The following is an 18,415-nucleotide window of genomic DNA, read 5'->3' as shown; positions in this document are numbered from 1 at the left end:
AAAAACAGCGGCGCGAAGCGGTAGAGGAGCGTCGCGCCGCCCGCGAGGCACAGCTAATCGCCAGCGAAAAGGCGCGGGAACTGCGCCCCAACGATTTCCACGGCGGCGTACATCCACCGGAAAACAAGCAACAGAGTACCGGCGAACCCATTGGCAGCATTCCCCTGTCCGAGGATTTGATTGTGCCTCTGCTGCAACACAGTGGTGCCACTGCATTGCCCCTGGTCAAACTCGGCGATGACGTACTAAAAGGCCAAAAAATTGCCGAGGCGGATGGCCTGATCAGCAGCCCTGTGCACGCCCCCAGTTCCGGTAAAGTCGTGGCCATAGAGCCCTGCGCCGTCCCCCACCCTTCGGGGCTCGCCGAGGACAGTATTGTGATCCGTACTGACGGCGAGGAGCACTGGTGTGAACTGCAACCCTGTGAGGATTACACCCAGCTTTCGCCTGTTGAGCTTCTGGAGAAAATTCGCGACTGCGGCATCGCCGGCATGGGCGGTGCGGGCTTCCCCACCGCAGTGAAACTCGATCCCCACGGCGGGGCGGAAATCGACACACTGATCATTAACGGGACAGAGTGCGAGCCTTACATTACCGCCGACGACATGCTGATGCGCGAGCGCGCTGAAGAGATTATCGCCGGGATTGGCATCATCTCTTATATCCTTGACGAGCCCGAGCGAGTATTGATCGGGATTGAGGACAATAAGCCGCAGGCCATTGCCGCCATGCGCGAAGCCGCCGGAGATACCCGCTTTGATATCGTGGTGTTCCCCACCAAGTACCCCTCTGGTGGGGAAAAGCAACTTATCCAGATTCTCACCGGCCGCGAAGTACCCAATCAGGGCCTGCCGGCCAATGTCGGCATCGTCTGCCAGAATGTGGGTACCGCCAGGGCCATTTATCGCGCCGTTCGCTATGGTGAACCTCTAATCAGCCGGGTAACCACAGTTGTTGGGCAAGCCCTGGAGCGCCAGCGCAATATCGATGTGCCCATCGGTACTCCCATTCACCATATTCTCAAACACCACGGTATCCACCGCGGCCAGATGCAAAAGGTGATTATCGGCGGTCCCATGATGGGTTACACCATCGACGATGAGCGCGCCCCTGTAGTCAAAACCACCAACTGCCTATTGGTGCCTACCAACCAGGAGTTGCCACCAGCACCGGTAGCCAAGGCTTGTATTCGCTGCGGTTACTGCGCCGAGGCCTGCCCAGCTTCACTGCTGCCACAGCAGCTGTACTGGTATGCACGAGCCGATGAGCGCGAAAAGCTGCAAGCTTATAACCTGTTCGACTGCATCGAATGCGGCGCCTGCTCCTATGTCTGCCCCAGTACGATTCCGCTGGTGCAGTATTACCGCGCTGCCAAAGGGGCAATACGCCTGGCGGAGGAGGAGAAAGAAAAGTCCGACCGCGCCCGCGATCGTTTTGAGTTCCGCAAGCTCCGTCTGGAAAAGGCCGAGAAAGAAAAAGAAGCCAAACGTGAGGCACGCCGCAAGGCAGCCGAACTGGCGCGCCAACAGCGCGAGCAGAGCCCTGAGTCCGAGGAAGCCAAAGAGAGCAAGCAACAAGCAGATATCGTCGCCGCTGCCCTGGCCCGGGTTAAATCCCGCCAGGAGGATCCCCAGCAGCTGCTCGCCCGTGCCCAGCGCACCTTCTCCAGCGCCGAAAGCCGCGTCGAACGCCTGCGCAATAAGGTGGAGGCCGCAGAAGAAGGCCAACGCGACCAGCTGGCAGCCCAACTCAAGGCTGCCGAGTTAAAACTGCAGGAAGCCGAACACAAGCTCACCCTGGCCAGGCGTCGCGCCGATCGCGATCCCGCCAGAGAGCCCAGTCAGGAAGAGACCAGTGCCGCCGTGCGCGCTATCACTAAGGCGCGTGCCTCGGCAGAAGCTCGCTCTCAAATGAGCGATGCCGAGCGACTCGCCGCAGATATCGAGGCCCTGCAGAAGCGTCTAGGCAAAGCCGAGGCAAGGTTGCAAAAAGCCAAAAATGAAAATGATGCCAACCTGGCGGCCTTTGAGACTGCCTTGGAAAAGCTGCAGAAAAAGTTGGAAGATAAGATGCGAGAGCAAAAAGCCGCACAGGATGGTCGCCAGTAATGTCCTTGATGCGAGCCACCTCCCCCCACGCCCGCTCCGGCGATAACACGGCCAAAGTGATGTTGCAGGTAGCGGCCGCCACCGCACCTGGTGTTCTGGCTATGGTGATTTATTTCGGCATCGGCGTGTTGATCAATATTGCCTTCTCTGTAATTACCGCTCTGCTGTGCGAAGCCGCAATCATGAAACTGCGGGACAGGCCCGTGGCTTTCTACCTGCGTGACTACAGTGCCATGGTCACGGCACTCTTACTGGGCATTGCTCTGCCTCCATACTGTGCCTGGTGGTTGCCGGTAGTCGGCAGCGCCGTGGCCATCGTATTGGCTAAACAGCTATATGGCGGCATGGGGTACAACCCTTTCAATCCGGCCATGGTGGGTTATGTGGTATTGCTGATCAGTTTCCCGGTGGATATGACCCGCTGGGTTGGCGCGGCGGATGTGATCGGTGGTGCACCGGATATTGGCGAGGCCATTTCCCTGGTCTTTGGCAGTTACAACGTGGATGGTTTCACCCGTGCCACTCCCTTGGAAATCGTGCGCCTCAACGAGTCAGTGTTGCTGTCACAACTCTACGAGATGGAACCGGTTTTCAGCCAGGGGACTTTTGCCGGGGCAGGCTGGGAAACCATCAGTTTCGGGTTCCTGTTGGGCGGACTTTTTCTATTGTTTCGCGGCATTATCACTTGGCACGCGCCAGTAGCCATGCTCGCAACCCTGACCCTGATCTCTCTGTTTTTCTACGACAGCGGCAGCTCTCTTTCCGAAGGCTCACCACTGCTCCACCTGTTCTCCGGCGCTACCATGTTCGGGGCCTTTTTCATCATCACAGATCCGGTCAGTGGCTGTACCAGTAATAAGGGGCGCCTGATCTTCGGCGCCGGTGTTGGACTCTTCACTTATATTATCCGCGCCTGGGGCAGCTACCCGGATGCCGTGGCCTTTGCGGTACTGCTGATGAACTTTGCCGCACCCACCATTGATAATTACACCCTGCCACGCACTTATGGCCACAAGCGGGCGCGTCGCGCTACTGACTTGGAGGAGCACTGATGCTCAAGCAGTCTATGGCCACCAATGCCGTTGTGCTGACCCTGTTTGCCCTGGTCACTGCAGGCACTCTGGCAGTGACCCAGATCACCACCCGAGAGCCCATTGAACGGGCGATACGCGCAGCCTCTGCCAAAGCCCTGCTAGAAATTATTCCTCTGGATCGCCACAGCAATGACCTACTTGTGGACACCTATCCAATTCCCAAGACCTACTGGAATCAACTAGGGCTCTCTCAGGGTGGCGATATCAACTTAGCGCGCGGCAAAGACGGTAAGATTTCAGCGGTCATTGTACCGGCGGTGGCACCAGACGGTTACTCGGGCCCAATCAAAATGCTGGTAGGCGTCAACCGCGATGGCACCATAGCTGGTGTACGGGTCACCAGCCACAGTGAAACGCCGGGCCTTGGTGATAAGGTCGAACTTAAAAAAAGTGATTGGATTCTTCAGTTCGATGGCCTCTCACTGAAAAACCCACCCTCTAGCGAGTGGAGAGTTCAAAAAGATGGCGGGGTCTTCGACCAATTTACCGGTGCAACGATCACCCCCCGCGCAGTGGTTGCTGAAGTACATCAGGTGCTGGAGTTTGTCGCCAAAAACCATCAGCAAATATTCAGTGCACCGGTGTCCAAGCGAGCCGTTGAGGTGGAAAATCCTGAAGCGGAAAATACTGATGAGGCTCAGCCCAATACGGAGCAGAATTAATGGCGACCCCCGGTTACGCAGAAATTACCCACAACGGACTCTGGAAAAATAACCCCGCCCTAGTTCAGCTTTTGGGGCTCTGCCCCTTATTGGCAGTTACCGGCTCAGTGGTCAACGCTATTGGTCTGGGGCTCGCCACCACTGGTGTACTCACCTGTTCCAACTTGGCAGTTTCCCTAGTACGGAAACAGATGCCCGACACCGTGCGCTTACCCGCCTCGGTGATGATCATCGCCACCTTCGTCACCTGTGTCGAACTCTTGATGAAGGCTTTCACTTATGAGCTCTACCTGGTGCTGGGAATTTTTATTCCATTGATTGTTACCAACTGCGCCATCCTCGGCCGCGCCGATGCCTTCGCCAGTAAAAATCCAGTGCTGCCGTCACTGGTCGATGGTTTTATGATGGGGGTTGGCTTTACCGCAGTGCTGATTGCTATCGGCGCCGTGCGGGAAATACTCGGCCAGGGCACTTTGTTTTCAGATATGGATTTGCTATTGGGGCCTATGGCCAAAGACTGGAGCCTAAACTTGCTGGGAAGTAATTATCCCGGTGTGCTGGTGGCGGTGTTACCGCCCGGTGCATTTCTGGTAGCCGGTCTACTGATTGCAGCGAAAAATGCTATTGATACGGGTATTGAACGGCGCCGCAGTCAGCAAATCAGAATTGTACCTGGCTCCAAACGGGTGCGCGTTACTGGAAAAATCTCTTAAGATTGCCCCAAACAAGCCCTTATTCCCTACGACAATCGTTTAGTGTAGCGAAAGCTATTCGATTGTCGCTGACCTACTTGCCGAGTAATTGTCATATTCCGGTGAGAAAAAGACCTAGGAATGACGCCTAAATCTTTATTTTCTGATTCAATAAAAGCCCCCTATACAAAATTGCACCATATTGAGGAGATTCACGTAGAAAAACCACAAGTGAAGCCTCTGACTTGTGCAATCTTCGTGTAATCGAATGTAATAGCTTTATTCTCTCTTTTTGAATTCGTTTGGCTAGAATGGCACGACCGAACAGCTTGCTAGAGCGATCGGAGCCAACACAAAAAGAACAGGGATACTGCTATGACTGTAGACAATGGAAAGTCTGATCTGGTCTATCACGGCCGCCGCGCACAGCGAGCCGACAGCCGCCTGCGCCGCAAGGCCATCCTAGAGGCCACCCTGCGACTAATCGTAAAAGAGGGGATTCGCGGTATCCGCCACCGCGCCGTAGCTCGCGAAGCGAATGTACCACTGGCCGCCACTACCTACTATTTTAAAGACCTCAACGATCTGATCAGTGATTCATTCACTTACTTCGTTGAGCAGGGATTGGAGAGCACACGCCAACTTCAAGAAGAAAGTTTCAATGCGGCTCGCAACCTCTCTTCACAAGAGCGCGCATCGAGTAGTAGTCACAAACTGTTGGTCCAGCAGCTCACCCGCTTCATCCTCACACATGTGCGCAACCAGGCTGAAGATCGTGACCGCCGTTTGGTTGAGTTGGCCTTTCGCAATGAGGCGCTGCGCAACGAGCAACTGACGCGGGCGGTACGCATGTCAAGCCATGCGAGAGAGTCCCTAATTCAGGAATTCTTCCACTTGCTGGGCGTTGTTGATCCAGAAGCCGCTGCGCAAATCGCTCACGGCACTATTCTCAAGTTGGAATATGAAATTTTGAGTGGCTCCATTGCACTGGATTCTCCATTGCTTGAGCGCACAGTTACCATGATGGTTCGCGGCTTAATTCCTGCAACAGCTACCCAAGTTGCCGAGACCGCAGCATACGGCTGAAATATAAAGACTATCTCACAGGTTAGCGGCACGGTGCCCAAACACTGTGCCGCCTTCTTCCTTAAGTGGCCAGCCTGACATCACTCACTGCACTATGAGCAACTCCCCGACATAGCCGCCACCCACTGGCGTAGTAAGCTCACCCCCTCTTCATGTACCAAACTTCGCCCTAACTCCGGCATCATCGCGCCCGGATCGCTAGACTCTACACGGAAATTCAAAATTGAGTGATCCGGCTCTCCCGGTACTATGGCAAATACCCGCCCTCCACTGCCAGTACCCGCCGCTACTGGTGGTTTACACAAGCCCATCTTGCGCCAGTCTGTTTCACTGTGATGAAGCATCAGCCCCGATGTGTCAGCGGCACCGGCCGGGTTATGACAGTGACCGCAGTTGATATCGAGGTAGGCGCGAGCTCTATCTTCTAGCGATTTTGAAGTATCTGCATAACTAGCCTGGCTTGGTAGTGATATCAGCGCGGGAAGCCCTTTCAGATATCCCACTTTCTGCCAGTGGGATAACTGATTCTCTGTTCCACTAAGATAGGTAAAATCTCGATTTAAGTGTCTTGCTCTCGGGCCGAGTGGAGAAATCTTCTTTCCAGTAAAGTTGTCAGCATGGCAACCGGCGCATTGATTGGCATCGGGCACCACATAAGTAAATTCTGAGACATCCCCAGAGTCGTTCACCAGTTTAAAATGTGTGGTATCACCAGCGATTTCATAAACGGCTTCAGTTTGAGCCGCATTCCAAATATAGGGGATCGCCTGCCAGCCCCTCTGACGTTTTACTAACAGACGGGTCTCAATCAAGCGCACAGCCCGCATATCCAAAGCTTCTCCACTGCGCCCCTCAAGGTAGTCCCGAGTAAAATTATCGGTGCGCAGAACTGTATCACCCTCTCCTCTTGGATAGTAAAAAGTCTTGGTAAGTACCGTTCCCACCGGATACTCAAACTGCTCCTCACCATACTCTGCCGAGGTGCCTGCGGGCATCCACACGGTTCGCAGTTTATGGGCGTAATCGGTAAAAAGCCCAGTATTTAAATCGTACGGCAGCACACCTGTGTTGGGGGTCAAACCGTTATCAATAATATTGACCAGATTCCAGTCACTAAGCCTCTCAGGAATAGCATCTTCGGCAAATAGCTGAACTGGGGCTGGGGCTTGGGCTTTCTCGCAGCCACTAAGGGTAACCATTAATGTTGCAATAAGGAGAAGGAAAGAACTCACCAAATATTTCCACTTATTCATTCCCCCCCTCCAAGACAGCCAAATGATCTCCCGCGCTTTTTTCTTCATCCGGTCGGTCAAATTTCAAAACGACCTCTGGTAGCTTTTTCAGACGGCACTGATGAGCAGAAATATCGGTGGAAATATTCTGATAGTTATTTTGGAAGTCAATATTCAATATGCCCACATCCGTGTTATCGATGCATAGCCGAAGGTGGTCTGGCAGGGCGCCCTCAAACATTTTCTTGCTATCCACAACACCATCCCAAAGTACATCGGGCAAGCTTCCACCTAGTCCAAAACGCGCTAACTTTAGCGCCTTAAGTTCCAAGTGGTCTGGTGATGAACCACCTCCTGCAAAGTGATTGTTATAGATATAAATACCTTCTGGATATGGATCAAAGTCTGCCTGAGTCGACTTATCGCTGTAATAACCCGCAGTAAAGTAGCTACTCACGATAATATTGGCAGTATCATTATCCGCAATCTTGTTATCAAATATCTCAACCTGATCATTGGAATTAATCACGATACCCGATCCTGCAGGAACTGCAGCCACAGGGGTTCCTTCATGCCCAAAGTTTTTTACATTGTTTTTAAATATATCGTTATCATAAATACGCGTACTATGCCCAGGCTGAGGCAAATTTGGCATATTAAAAACCAGAATACCCCCCGTATTATTGGTTGCCACATTACCATACACATCAGCACCGATAGTATTTTCTATTTCGATACCCGCCACATTAAACTCAGCGCGATTGTTTCGCACAATCACATTGCGAGACTGACCGACATAAATGCCAGCATCTGAGGCGCCAATAGCTACTGAACCTTCCACCAAGGTGTTTCGTGTCTGCACCGGATAAATTCCATAGGCACCATTTTCTGTAGATGGACCATTAGTCCACTCAACACGAATATTACGAATAATAATGTTTTGCCCTTCATTAATTTTTAAGGCATCACCCACCGTATCCTCTATTGCCAAGTTTTCTATCGTGAAATCGTTGGCATTGACCAACAGTCCCTCAGCCCCTTGAATTTGACTCTTAAATGAGAGGATAGATTTATCCATTCCCATACCACGAATAGTGACATCATCAACATTTAGAGAAAGACTACGATCAATCTGAAATTCCCCTTCAGGAACAATAATGACATCACCTGGCTTAGCAGCAATAAGTTGCCTCAACAGTTTTTTCTGAAAATCAACGTCATTAGTTGCAGGATTTGATTGAGGGGCTTTCTTCTCTCCGCAGGCGGAGACTAGTAATAACGTGAGAGCCACCCCGATGTAGGACAAGGTCTTCATGCTTCACCCTTTGTTTGAATTATTGTTTGTAGCTACTACATCTGGCTTTGGTAGGTACGAATGTACCAATTAAGTCGCGCAAAAAAACTTGCTAGGCAAGCTTCTGCATACTATCTGACCCCTAGATACCCTTCAAGACACTATTATTATTTGAAAGACTAGAAAACATGCAGGGCTACCAGCTTGGCGCTTCATGCAACCAATTATTGAAAGCACGTTTGCCCGTACCCCACATTCCCTAAGGAATCGCAATCAAGATGGAATTTCGCAAGTTGATTTTAATGCCATTTGCCTTTCTAAGTTTTCAGGTGCTTGCTCAACCGACTTTAAAAATTGAGATTACAACTCCAGAGGGATGGCAGTTTCATACTCGACAGATATTGAGTGAATTAACCCTAAGTAAGGAATCTAAGTCTACATCTGCCCAAACAGCGCCCTCGGAGTACCAGGCCATTCGCTGCGATGGCCCCTGGGGGGCTGTAAAATATACTATCCCTCTATTAAAGGGCCCCGGCATTAAAATCTTATATGGGACAGATAGTCTTTTTCTGCAAGTTATTGAATATTCTGTTGATAGTAAAGAAGGTGCCATTTATTCAATGAGTATTCAATGCATTGATGTCGAGCCCACACAGATAATCAATGCGATCACTGAAATTGAACTCTCTATTGGAAAAGAAGCTTCTGAGCAATTGGAGCTCAGCAATGGCTATATTCTTAAGTACCATTACAAGCCTGGTTGAAGAATTTACAATAATTTAGCTGTTCAGAAATCTACCTATTTTTTCATAAGCTCCTGCACAAATATCTTTGAGCAAATCTTCAACATTTAAAAACCCATGTATAACACCCTCAAAGTGTATATATTCAGCGTGCACACCAACTGACCTCACCCTCTCAAAGTAAAGTTCACCCTCATCACACAAGGGGCAAAACTCTGCTGTTATCACCAGAGTTTTTGGCAGCCTTTGAGTAAAATCCATATAAAGTGGAGATGCCGACTTTCTACACTGGCCATCCCGGAAATATTTTTCAAAGAACCAGTAACATTTCTCAGCTTCTAGAAAATATCCTTTCCCGTATTTTTGGTAAGATTGACAACCTGCCGTATAGTCAACACAAGGATAAATGAGAACCTGTTTGTCTATATAAATCCCAGTGTCAAATTGTGCTATATGCGACAAAGTTACCGATAAAGAACCACCTGCAGAGTCTCCCGCTACTGAGAGTAACTTTTGATAGTCGATCTTGTGTCGGGAAAGGCTCGCCCAAACTCCACGAGCTACAGCGCAAGTATCTTCAATATTGGCTGGATAAGGATTTTCTGGAGCAAGCCGATATTCTGGTGCCACCACAATATGCTGTGTAGCTATCGCCATTTTACGACAAATAGGGTCATAGGCTTTAACACTATCCAGCATATGACCACCCCCGTGCAGATATAAAAGAACCGGTAGTGCCAAGCTCGAATTAGGGTTAAATATCCTCACAGGGACATTGTATCCACTGGTATAGATTTCATCATCTATCACCTGGTCAATGTCCGGGATGTCTGTAACATATTCCTGTATTATCCTTTCCGACCTCTCGCGAGAGTCGATAACACTAAAGGCATGACCTTTGGCTGTACGCTCTGATAACAACTCATTGCATACTCTGAGAAATTCAGAGAGGTTCGGATTTACTTTCCTCAAAAGAGACCTCCAAAGAGTAACAGCATCCATAGTGTTTTGGTGCAGAAAGGAATATTACAATTGAGTTGAGATAAAATAGATTCAAGACAAGCTGATAAATGAAGGGGTAAGCCAGCCGGCTCAAGTAAAACCGACTGGCAGATAAACACAAAAATTCACAGGTAGTGATCTGTGAAAAATAAAATCAGTGGAAAACAGGAGCGGACACATAACTCCAAAACAATACCGTGCCCACCATTATTATTACAGCGATAACCAGGGAAACAGTAATAATTGCACTGGCAAAAAGAAATCCTCGCTCCTCTGAGACACCCATAACAATAGGAATCCCCAGGTAAAGTAGATACACCGCATAAGCTACCGCCACAGTTGCCAACAAAATATCCAACCACAACACCGGATAGATTCCCGCAATACCTGCCAAAAATATTGGAGTCGCTGTAAACCCTGCCACGACTACACCTTTCATCGGGTGCGTTTCTGCACCATAGGTTCTCGCCATCCAGTGAATTAAGTAACCGATTGAGACAACCGCCAATACCATCGTACAATAGAAAACCGCTACCAATTCCAACGCACTCTGGCCGGTTATTCTTACCGGATTCCCATTGCCGATACTCCAACCCACCTGAGTAGTGCCAAAATACCAGGCGATTGCAGGAAATAGTGCCAAAATAATAACGTAGGAGATTTGTCGGCGAAGTTTTTTCTCGGGGAGGCAGCTAATCAACTCCCACTGCTTGCGAGGTTGGAGCATCAGGCCGAACATATGGGTCAACATTCTGTTTTCCTCAGGTTCTAGGGAACTCTGAGTGCGACCTATCTAGTCAAATTGATCTTGGAACTGCCGGTCAATATGAAGGTACTACCAAAAGGCCACCCCAAAAGCTCCAGTGCGTTTCTTCTTGTATCGAGTTACTTGTAGGAGCAACAGTCGTTCAAGTCAACCGTAGAAAAGAGATTGGCGGGAATGCTTACATGCACGTTTCTCGCGGAAACATTTTTCAAGAGTAAGGTGATACCAAACAACCCCAGGCTAAAGGGAAAGCGGCAGAAGTAGAGAAAAATCAAATGCTGCCATGCTAATTTCGCTAATTAAAAAAAGTAACCAGCCACCAACCTACAGCCGGTTACTTTTAATTATTTAGCTAAGCTCAGAAGCTCGCAGGTTCAACAGTCTGCATCCAGCCAAAGCGATCCTCTGCCCGCCCCTCTTGAATATCCAGAAGCGCCTGACGTAAAGCTTCGGCCACAGGACCTGGAGCCTGCTGCAGCTCATAGCAATGCTCTGCATCACCAATAACGCTAATAGGGCTGATAATAGCAGCTGTACCGCAGGCAAAAGCCTCTGTGCAGCTGCCAGAAGCTATCTGGCTGAGTAATCGATCAACCGGAATGGACTCCTCTACGACCTGATAGCCCAGGCTTTCGGCCAGCTCCAATAGTGAATAACGGGTAATACCCTCCAGGATGGAGCCGGTCAGTGCTGGCGTATGCAATGTCCCTTCAATTACCGCAAAGAAGTTCATCCCAGAGAGTTCATCTACGCTGTTTCGGTCAGACGGATTGAGCCATAGAGACTGATCATAACCGCGCTCCTTGAGCCGCCCTACGCTCAATAGAGAGGCCGCGTAGTTACCGCCAACCTTGGCATCCCCTGTGCCACCCACTGCGGCGCGTGCATCTTCCCTCTCCACCCAAAGACGCATGCTACCGGAGTGGTAAGCCTCTGAGGGACTGGCAATCACATAGAACTCATAAGAGCTGCTAGCAGATACGGTAAGGTCCGCCTGGGTGCCAATCAGAAACGGCCGCAAGTAGAGAGACTCGCCGCTATTACCCGGTACCAAGTTGGCACAATAGGAAGCAACAGTACGCACGGCATCGAGAAACAGGGATTCTGGCACCGGGGGCATACACAAGCGTTTGGCAGAAAAGGCCATTCGCTCAGCATTTTTCTCGGGTCGGAATAGAGCAATACCACCAACCTGGGTCCGGTAGGCCTTCATTCCTTCAAAACATGATTGAGCGTAGTGCAGCACTTTTGCTGCAGGATCTATCGACAAGGGCGTATAGGGAATCAACTCACCCTGACTCCAACAACCGTCCTGATAGACCGCACGAAACATTATAGGGGCCATTGCCGTCCCGAAGCCCAGTCTCTCGGGTACTTCATATCCACGCAGGCTTGCGGCCACTTCGGGATCGATATTGATGCTCACCGGCACTCTCCTCTCATTCGAATCGGCTGATTATGGCGCCTGCCGGCCAGCAATCCAAATGTAGTGACCACAGACCCCATGGCTTTAGCCGTTTTCACCTAATCAAACCTATTCATATAGGATGAAAATCCAAATACTCCTGTTCTTACCCCTGCAGCGCAGAGCCATCGAGTAGTCACTTAAATTTACTCTAAAAATTTTTGGCACTTACTTGCCGACCTTCGGCACTGCTATTTCTCCCCAGCTGCTAAACCGAAAGAGTGCCCGCAGGCATCCCGGTAACCTATTCACCGGTTGGTTGAAGTCTCCGTCACAATCCCTCTGATGACAGACTGTGCTGGCTATACTGTTTAATACGCAGCCAGGAGCGCAAAAATAAGCCTCCGGATGCGGCTTCTCTGAGCGGCTATGAGTAAAAAAGACGTGCCTTCAGAGTTGTAACAGAACCACATTTCAGGAGAGAGCTTCCACCGTATCTGTCGGTTTTCCGGCGATCGGGCGGAGACGAGATCCACACCCCTGCGTGATGGCTAAGGCCTATTGCACAGCTGTGGGCAAAGTAAACCGGAATGGAAGTGGTTCAATCGTGACACAGATAGATACCTGCAATCGCCTTGCTATCGGCTTGATGTTTACAGCCACAGCACTGCTGTGTAACGGCGCCATTGCCGCAGATGACGCCACTGCGAATCCAGATCCGAAAGGCCCTCCCCAGGCCTTTATTGAAGCCGCTTCCAAACCGCTGAAAAAAAACCGAAGACAGCTGCGCCCCTCAGAGGCTGTCGAATATTACCGTGAACGCATTGAAGATCTTGAAGCTGAGTATGGTGCCTATGGTATCGGTATTGATGAGCAGCTGCTGGGCCTGGCCACTGCACTGCAGAAAGCTGGAGCCCATGAGGAAGCCGCCACCGAATTCCGCCGTGCAATGTTAGTTAATAGAGTGAATGAGGGCCTCTATTCCCTCAGTCAGATACCGATGATTGAACGCTTGATAGAAAGCCAGATTGCGTTGAATCAATGGGAAGAAGCCAACGACAACCAACAGTATCTCTACTGGTTGCACGAAAAAAATTACGGTAAAAAAGATCCGCGGATGTTGCCTGTAATCAATAACCTGAGTCGCTGGCACCTACAATCTTATGTTGAGAAGAAAGGTGAGACTCTGGTCGAGCACCTAATCAACGCCACCAAGCTCTACACCCTCGCAGTCGATATCATCAGCAAAAATTTTGGCTCCAACGATCTGCGTCTAGTGGACGCACTACGCGGGCTGAAAGCAACGAATTACTATCTCGCCAATTACAAAGGAGAGGCCCAGGCGCCGCTCGTCGTCAATACCAGCTTTGGCGGCGGCCCCGATGTAAGTCAGCGCAGTATGGTAGATCACTATCGAATGAAGAGCTTCAATACTGGCAAAAAAGCGATTACCCGAATCGTCGATGTCTACCAGCGTAACCCTCAATCACCCCCAGCCGCATCTGCAAAAGCAAAAGTCGAGTTGGGCGACTGGTATATGATGTTCAATAAATGGCATTCCGCGCGCCGCACTTATGGAGAGGCTTATAAATCTCTGTGGGACAATGGTGCCTCCAGCGATGAAATTGAGGATATTTTTGGTCGCCCGATCGCACTACCTGCCCTGCCGATTTTGGAATCGGAAAGCAAAGCCCTGGCCAACTCACATATCACTGTTTCTTACGATGTCACTGCCTTTGGCAAAGCACGCAATATTAAAATCCTCAGAGCCTACCCATCCGATAAAGTACAGATTCGCTCCAAAGTCCGAAACATACTTAAACGCGCCAAATTCCGGCCGCGCTTTGAAGATGGTGAAGCGGTAGCAACACGCGGTATTGTTCAGCGCTTTGTTTTCGATTGAGTGATTCACTGAAAAGACACTGAGTGATGTGTTGTGGAGAGCGCGCAAATAATCAAATAACAACTACTTTTAAATTTCCACACCAGCCATTTTCCGGGCAGCTGGGGAGTCGCAGAATTGATCGCGGCCTCCCGGCATAACGCCAAGCCCTTCTAGGAGAAAAGAGATGACAACTCGGAAAGCGGTACGAAAAAGTCACCGCCAGGGCATTAGCTGGCACACTCTGTTCTCTGTCGTTGTACTGACTACAGTGATTACTGGATGTAAAAGCCAGCAAACCCAATCGCAACCACCGGCGATGCCCTCTTCCAGCTCACAATCTCAGTCTCAGAGCAGCGCCTCATCAAGCAGCAGTTCTAGCAGTAGTTCACAGAGCTCTAGCCAGTCACAGTCCAGTAGCAGTGGTGGGCAACCCAGTAGTCGTTCTTCGAGCCAACCCAGCGCGAATATGCCAACGGCACAGCGAGAGTCCCAACAAAAGTCCGGAACAGCTTCCAGTGAAAATCAACGTTCCTCCCGTGAACCCTCAGCAGGTGATAGCATGCCGGAGGCAGATTCCCGCAATCGCTCTCCATCATCCCCTGTCTACAGTGATTCACAGCAATCTCCGGATGAAAGACGTACGCCTCCAGATCCCTCTTCTAGCCAGGACGGCACCCCGCCGGATGAGATCGACTTCTCCGAGGAGGAGCAAACAGCTTCGGCTTCAAGTAGCTCCTCATCAAGTAGTTCTTCCTCGAACAGCTCCTCGTCGAGTAGTTCGGCCTCAAATAGCAATGCGTCCACCAACGGTCAACCCAGTAATGGCTCTACTCGCGCTGGCAGTGCGCCCAATGAAGTTCCCAGCACAGCCGCGGAGAGAGTCGCAGAGCTTGAGGGCCGCTTCGAATCCACCATGGTGAGCTACGACGGCATGATCCTGCGTGAACGGGACTATGTCCGTAACAGGCCTGGTTCCGCTTCAAAAGAGGGCGAGGAAGAGGCAATGGATGAAGCGCCACCGGGAGAATCACTGGAAGATCTCATTGAATCTGCGGAAGCCGAAATCCCCCCTCCACCCGGAAGCGGAGCACCCAGCGGCGGGGGCCCACAGCAAAACAATTCCAGCGGCCAGGTAACAGGCCCCGGTTTACCCACTAAGGGGCGCCAAGGGGAGTACAACCACAGCGGCTCACAGCCAGTGGTGCCTGCAGATATTCCCAGTGGTACCGATGACGATGTAGTAGCAAGACAAATTCGTGAAGCCGCCACACGGGAGACCGATCCTGAATTACGGGAAAAGCTCTGGGAAGAGTATCGAAAATATAAAAATGCGACGAAGTAGTTACAGAGGACGCATAGATGGCACTTTTAACTCGAAAAAACTATCGCTGTTTATTTACAGCTCGGCTCGCATTGATAACTGCTGGGTTACTGCTAGCACTACTTAGCGGGTGTACCACAACCGAAGTACGAACTACTGCATTTACTCCCCTCACCATTGAGGACAAAAATATTGCGGAAGAGCGCCTGCTGGACGTCGGCGTTATCCAGTTCGATCCCGGTATAGACACTGTTGAAGTTGACGAAGACACCCTGGTCTTTCCCGAATTACGCCAGGCTGAGTCCCGCTTTATGGCAGTTACCCTGGCTGACTCATTGCAGTCCAGCCTGGGTTGGGGGGCAGTGAGAGTTATCCCATCTGCCCGCACCAATATTGATGTAACAGTTTCTGGAAAGATAATCCAATCCGATGGTGAAATTCTCACCATGGAAGTGACCGTTACCGATTCCCGTGGTCAACGCTGGTTTACCAAGGAATATTCGGAATACGCTTCTCACTACGCCTATGATCGTAAGCACCCTACTGAAGGAGATGCCTTTCAGGGAATCTATAACCGGGTTTCCAATGACATGTTGAATTATCGACAAGGGCTATCCAATCAACAGATTGCTGAAATCCGCACTATCTCTGAGATGCGCTTCGCCAGGAGCTTTTCCCCCGAAGCCTTTACGCGCTATCTGCAGCAAAGCCAAGAAGGTATTTATTACCTGAGCGCTCTACCTGCAGAAAATGATCCTATGTTGCAGCGAGTACGAAAAATCCGTGAGCGCGATTATCTATTTGTGGACACACTCCAGGAATACTACGGCACTTTTGCCAAAACCATGGAAGTACCCTACCAAGAGTGGCGAGCACGCAGCTATGAGGAAGTTCGGCAAATGCGCGAACTCAAGCGTAAAGCCCGCAACCACACCATCATGGGAGCCGCGGCCATTATCGGCGGTATCGCCGCAGCCGGTGCAGGAGGAGGCAGTGCCCAGGCTGCGGGACAGGTAGGTATTGGTGCTGGCGGTTATTTAATTAAGAGCGGCTTTGATCGTCGCGCAGATGCCAAGATGCATCTCGAAGCTCTGCAGGAATTGGGAGACTCGATGGAGGCTGAAGTCGAACCACAAATTGTCGAACTGGAAGATCGCACCGTCACCCTGAGCGGCACAGTAGAGAACCAATATCGTCAGTGGCGGGAAATCTTGAAAGAAATTTATGAAGCCGAAACAGCGTCTTCCGAAACCAGTATATGAAGTGCAGACCTTATCGAGGTAAACCGGTCAGATTTTAACCCTTAGCAAGCACCCAAGATCTTCACTGGGTAACTTAATAAAACGGCGGAATCACTATGCAGCACCGCAATAACACCAAGGAAGATTCAACTCCGATCGAGCCCGCAGAGTTTAGCTTTGGCGGTGAGGAAGCTCGCATCCCCAAGAAAACCAACCCTAAAACTGACAAGCCGGAAAGGGAAAATTCATACTGGCCTTTTTTGCTGGGGGCAGTAATGCTCAGTGGCTTGGTAGGGGTTTTCTGGGGACTTCCCCAAGTTGTACAAACTCCAAAATTACAAACCGATAAAATGGCTGTTGCCAAAACAGTAAATACACCAGAGGAAGATCCTGCACAGGCATCCCCCTATTCCGATGCTGAAATCATGCAGCAACGCAGGGATGTGCAAAAAATTCTGCAAGATATTCTCGCCCTTAAAGAGGAGCTACAAGAACGTCAAGTTGAGTTATGGGCATTCGAAGATTACTACTCCGCTGAAGACCTAGCTCTAAAGGCTGATAGCCTTTATCGAAAAAGACAATTCATGCAAGCCCTGGAAAAGTACCGGGAATCCTTACAAGCTCTAGAGACATTGCGTGACAGTATTCCCGAGCGAATTGAGTTACACCTTAGCGAGGGTAAACGCGCTTTGGATATAGGGGATAAGGATTCTGCACTAGATGCATTTAATCTAGTACTTACTATCTCTAAAGATCACCCAAGAGGTCTCAGGGGACTTGAGCGGACCGATAAATTACCCTCTGCCTGGTGGAGATATATTCAGGCAAAAGACGCCTACTCCGATTCCGACCTAGACCAGGCTAAGTCATCTCTTGAGCAATCACTCTCGGTTGACCCTGAGACTGTTGAAGCTCAAGCATTACTGGCAAAGGTTGAAATAGAAATCACTGAGAGAGACTACCAAAAGGCTATGTCTTCTGGCTACGCAGCGATTGCCGATAAAAATTACACATCCGCTAAACAATTCTTCAATCAAGCGCAAGCATTAAAGCCTACTGCTAAAGCACCGACCATCGGCCTACAGCAGGCAAAAAATGGTATGGAGCGGGAGAAAATTAATAAACTACTGAGCTTGGCACGCTCACAGGAAAAAAAAGAAGATTGGCGTGATGCTCTTAAAAGTTATACGGCCTTGTTGAAAAAGGATAGTAGCCTGGTTGCTGCAGTTACGGGGAAGGCACGCTCTTCTGCCAGGGCCAAATTAGATGATCAGTTACAAGAATTACTCAAAGACCCCCTTACCCTTAGTGAAGGTAAGCGCAACCACTTTGCCCGCACTGTCTTAGCCGATGCACGTAAAGTAAACGGTCAAACACCACGCTTAGTTCAGCAAATAGAAGACCTAGAAAATGCGCTTACCCAAGCTCTGATACCTCTACCCGTTCGTTTCAAATCCGATCGTAGTACCAGTGTCACGATTTACCATGTTGGACGTCTGGGTAATTTTGACCAACGAGAAATCGCCTTAAAACCCGGTCGCTACACAGCCATTGGTACCCGCGATGGGTATCGGGATGTACGGCGTGAGTTCATTGTAAAACCCGGAAAACCTGTCACCGAAGTGGTCATTCAGTGCGCAGAGAAAGTAAACGGCGCTAATAATAGCTGAAGACAAGAACCCCTGAGCGAGATGAAAATCCAATTAAGAAGATATTCGCAAGGGGCAAATCCTGAGATGAATCAGAAGATTCATTCACAGGAAAAGAGGTGTTCTGTGACAAACGGCTCGCTGATCGCCAACCCTCCGGTGGCAGCGAGCTAAGCTTTATTTCACACAAAAAAACATCCAACCCAGCCTTGGTATCGGCTGCGCTTTAGCGCGT

15 protein-coding genes are annotated in these 18,415 nt (G+C 50.2%); 10 read left to right on the top strand and 5 right to left on the bottom strand.

From position 1 onward, the window contains the following. Positions 1–80: 80 nt before the first annotated feature. From rsxC to ACJJIJ_RS00315, 5 genes are all read left to right on the top strand, one after another. Positions 81–2,108: an electron transport complex subunit RsxC gene (gene rsxC, locus ACJJIJ_RS00335; RefSeq protein WP_444939547.1), complete on the top strand. Its 2,028-nt coding sequence runs from the start codon at positions 81–83 to the stop codon at positions 2,106–2,108. Then, complete coding sequence (locus tag ACJJIJ_RS00330; protein ID WP_444883778.1) at positions 2,108–3,160, top strand: RnfABCDGE type electron transport complex subunit D; 1,053 nt, start codon at positions 2,108–2,110, stop codon at positions 3,158–3,160. Before rsxC ends, ACJJIJ_RS00330 begins: the two co-directional genes overlap by 1 nt. Beyond that, positions 3,160–3,864, top strand: a complete 705-nt coding sequence (gene rsxG, locus ACJJIJ_RS00325) for an electron transport complex subunit RsxG (RefSeq protein ID WP_252084586.1) — start codon at positions 3,160–3,162, stop codon at positions 3,862–3,864. The genes ACJJIJ_RS00330 and rsxG overlap by 1 nt, the downstream gene beginning before the upstream one ends. Further along, a complete protein-coding gene (locus tag ACJJIJ_RS00320; protein ID WP_444899076.1) occupies positions 3,864–4,577 on the top strand; it encodes an electron transport complex subunit E in 714 nt (237 codons plus the stop codon). Before rsxG ends, ACJJIJ_RS00320 begins: the two co-directional genes overlap by 1 nt. A gap of 354 nt (positions 4,578–4,931) precedes the next feature. Further along, positions 4,932–5,642: a TetR/AcrR family transcriptional regulator gene (locus tag ACJJIJ_RS00315; protein WP_252084584.1), complete on the top strand. Its 711-nt coding sequence runs from the start codon at positions 4,932–4,934 to the stop codon at positions 5,640–5,642. 92 nt (positions 5,643–5,734) lie between these two features. Here the strand turns inward: ACJJIJ_RS00315 and ACJJIJ_RS00310 are convergent, their stop codons facing one another. Both ACJJIJ_RS00310 and ACJJIJ_RS00305 read right to left on the bottom strand, forming a co-directional pair. Beyond that, positions 5,735–6,895: an SO2930 family diheme c-type cytochrome gene (locus ACJJIJ_RS00310; protein ID WP_444888028.1), complete on the bottom strand. Its 1,161-nt coding sequence runs from the start codon at positions 6,893–6,895 to the stop codon at positions 5,735–5,737. Beyond that, positions 6,888–8,189: a parallel beta-helix domain-containing protein gene (locus ACJJIJ_RS00305; RefSeq protein ID WP_444883774.1), complete on the bottom strand. Its 1,302-nt coding sequence runs from the start codon at positions 8,187–8,189 to the stop codon at positions 6,888–6,890. Before ACJJIJ_RS00305 ends, ACJJIJ_RS00310 begins: the two co-directional genes overlap by 8 nt. 257 nt (positions 8,190–8,446) lie before the next feature. On the opposite strand from ACJJIJ_RS00305, the gene ACJJIJ_RS00300 reads away from it, so the two are divergent. Next, positions 8,447–8,932, top strand: a complete 486-nt coding sequence (locus ACJJIJ_RS00300; protein ID WP_252084581.1) for a hypothetical protein — start codon at positions 8,447–8,449, stop codon at positions 8,930–8,932. A 15-nt stretch (positions 8,933–8,947) separates the two neighbouring features. On the opposite strand, the gene ACJJIJ_RS00295 is transcribed toward ACJJIJ_RS00300, so the two are convergent. The 3 genes from ACJJIJ_RS00295 to ACJJIJ_RS00285 form a co-directional block, all read right to left on the bottom strand. Continuing rightward, positions 8,948–9,883, bottom strand: a complete 936-nt coding sequence (locus ACJJIJ_RS00295; RefSeq protein ID WP_444938352.1) for an alpha/beta hydrolase — start codon at positions 9,881–9,883, stop codon at positions 8,948–8,950. A gap of 184 nt (positions 9,884–10,067) precedes the next feature. Continuing rightward, positions 10,068–10,664, bottom strand: coding sequence for a Yip1 family protein (locus tag ACJJIJ_RS00290; RefSeq protein ID WP_252084579.1), 597 nt, complete (start codon positions 10,662–10,664; stop codon positions 10,068–10,070). Between the two features lie 373 nt (positions 10,665–11,037). Continuing rightward, on the bottom strand, positions 11,038–12,105 hold the full coding sequence (locus tag ACJJIJ_RS00285) for a branched-chain amino acid aminotransferase (RefSeq protein WP_444938351.1): 1,068 nt from the start codon (positions 12,103–12,105) through the stop codon (positions 11,038–11,040). A 586-nt stretch (positions 12,106–12,691) separates the two neighbouring features. Between ACJJIJ_RS00285 and ACJJIJ_RS00280 the strand changes: the two genes are divergently transcribed. The 4 genes from ACJJIJ_RS00280 to ACJJIJ_RS00265 all read left to right on the top strand — a co-directional run bounded on the left by ACJJIJ_RS00280 (position 12,692) and on the right by ACJJIJ_RS00265 (position 18,201). Next, entirely contained in the window at positions 12,692–13,987 is a 1,296-nt protein-coding gene (locus tag ACJJIJ_RS00280) for a tetratricopeptide repeat protein (protein WP_252084577.1), read from the top strand. A 166-nt stretch (positions 13,988–14,153) separates the two neighbouring features. Beyond that, a complete protein-coding gene (locus tag ACJJIJ_RS00275; RefSeq protein ID WP_252084576.1) occupies positions 14,154–15,311 on the top strand; it encodes a hypothetical protein in 1,158 nt (385 codons plus the stop codon). Positions 15,312–15,328: 17 nt separating this feature from the next. Continuing rightward, positions 15,329–16,552: a hypothetical protein gene (locus ACJJIJ_RS00270; protein WP_444883770.1), complete on the top strand. Its 1,224-nt coding sequence runs from the start codon at positions 15,329–15,331 to the stop codon at positions 16,550–16,552. Positions 16,553–16,647: 95 nt separating this feature from the next. Next, positions 16,648–18,201 (top strand): tetratricopeptide repeat protein, encoded by a 1,554-nt coding sequence (locus ACJJIJ_RS00265; protein ID WP_444938350.1) that lies wholly within the window; start codon positions 16,648–16,650, stop codon positions 18,199–18,201. The last annotated feature ends 214 nt before the right edge of the window (positions 18,202–18,415 follow it).

It is taken from the genome of Microbulbifer mixtoriginis (SeqCode), from assembly GCF_052467945.1.
Note: the sequence above shows the minus strand (reverse complement) of the source record. Positions and strands in the feature narration are given on the sequence as shown.

Coding starts and splice junctions, on each gene's coding strand:
- ACJJIJ_RS00275 (WP_252084576.1), top strand. CDS start 14,154: ATGACAACTCGGAAAGCGGTACGAAAAAGTCACCGCCAGGGCATTAGC.
- rsxG (WP_252084586.1), top strand. CDS start 3,160: ATGCTCAAGCAGTCTATGGCCACCAATGCCGTTGTGCTGACCCTGTTT.
- ACJJIJ_RS00270 (WP_444883770.1), top strand. CDS start 15,329: ATGGCACTTTTAACTCGAAAAAACTATCGCTGTTTATTTACAGCTCGG.
- ACJJIJ_RS00320 (WP_444899076.1), top strand. CDS start 3,864: ATGGCGACCCCCGGTTACGCAGAAATTACCCACAACGGACTCTGGAAA.
- ACJJIJ_RS00265 (WP_444938350.1), top strand. CDS start 16,648: ATGCAGCACCGCAATAACACCAAGGAAGATTCAACTCCGATCGAGCCC.
- ACJJIJ_RS00310 (WP_444888028.1), bottom strand. CDS start 6,895: ATGAATAAGTGGAAATATTTGGTGAGTTCTTTCCTTCTCCTTATTGCA.
- ACJJIJ_RS00305 (WP_444883774.1), bottom strand. CDS start 8,189: ATGAAGACCTTGTCCTACATCGGGGTGGCTCTCACGTTATTACTAGTC.
- ACJJIJ_RS00300 (WP_252084581.1), top strand. CDS start 8,447: ATGGAATTTCGCAAGTTGATTTTAATGCCATTTGCCTTTCTAAGTTTT.
- ACJJIJ_RS00290 (WP_252084579.1), bottom strand. CDS start 10,664: ATGTTGACCCATATGTTCGGCCTGATGCTCCAACCTCGCAAGCAGTGG.
- ACJJIJ_RS00330 (WP_444883778.1), top strand. CDS start 2,108: ATGTCCTTGATGCGAGCCACCTCCCCCCACGCCCGCTCCGGCGATAAC.
- ACJJIJ_RS00315 (WP_252084584.1), top strand. CDS start 4,932: ATGACTGTAGACAATGGAAAGTCTGATCTGGTCTATCACGGCCGCCGC.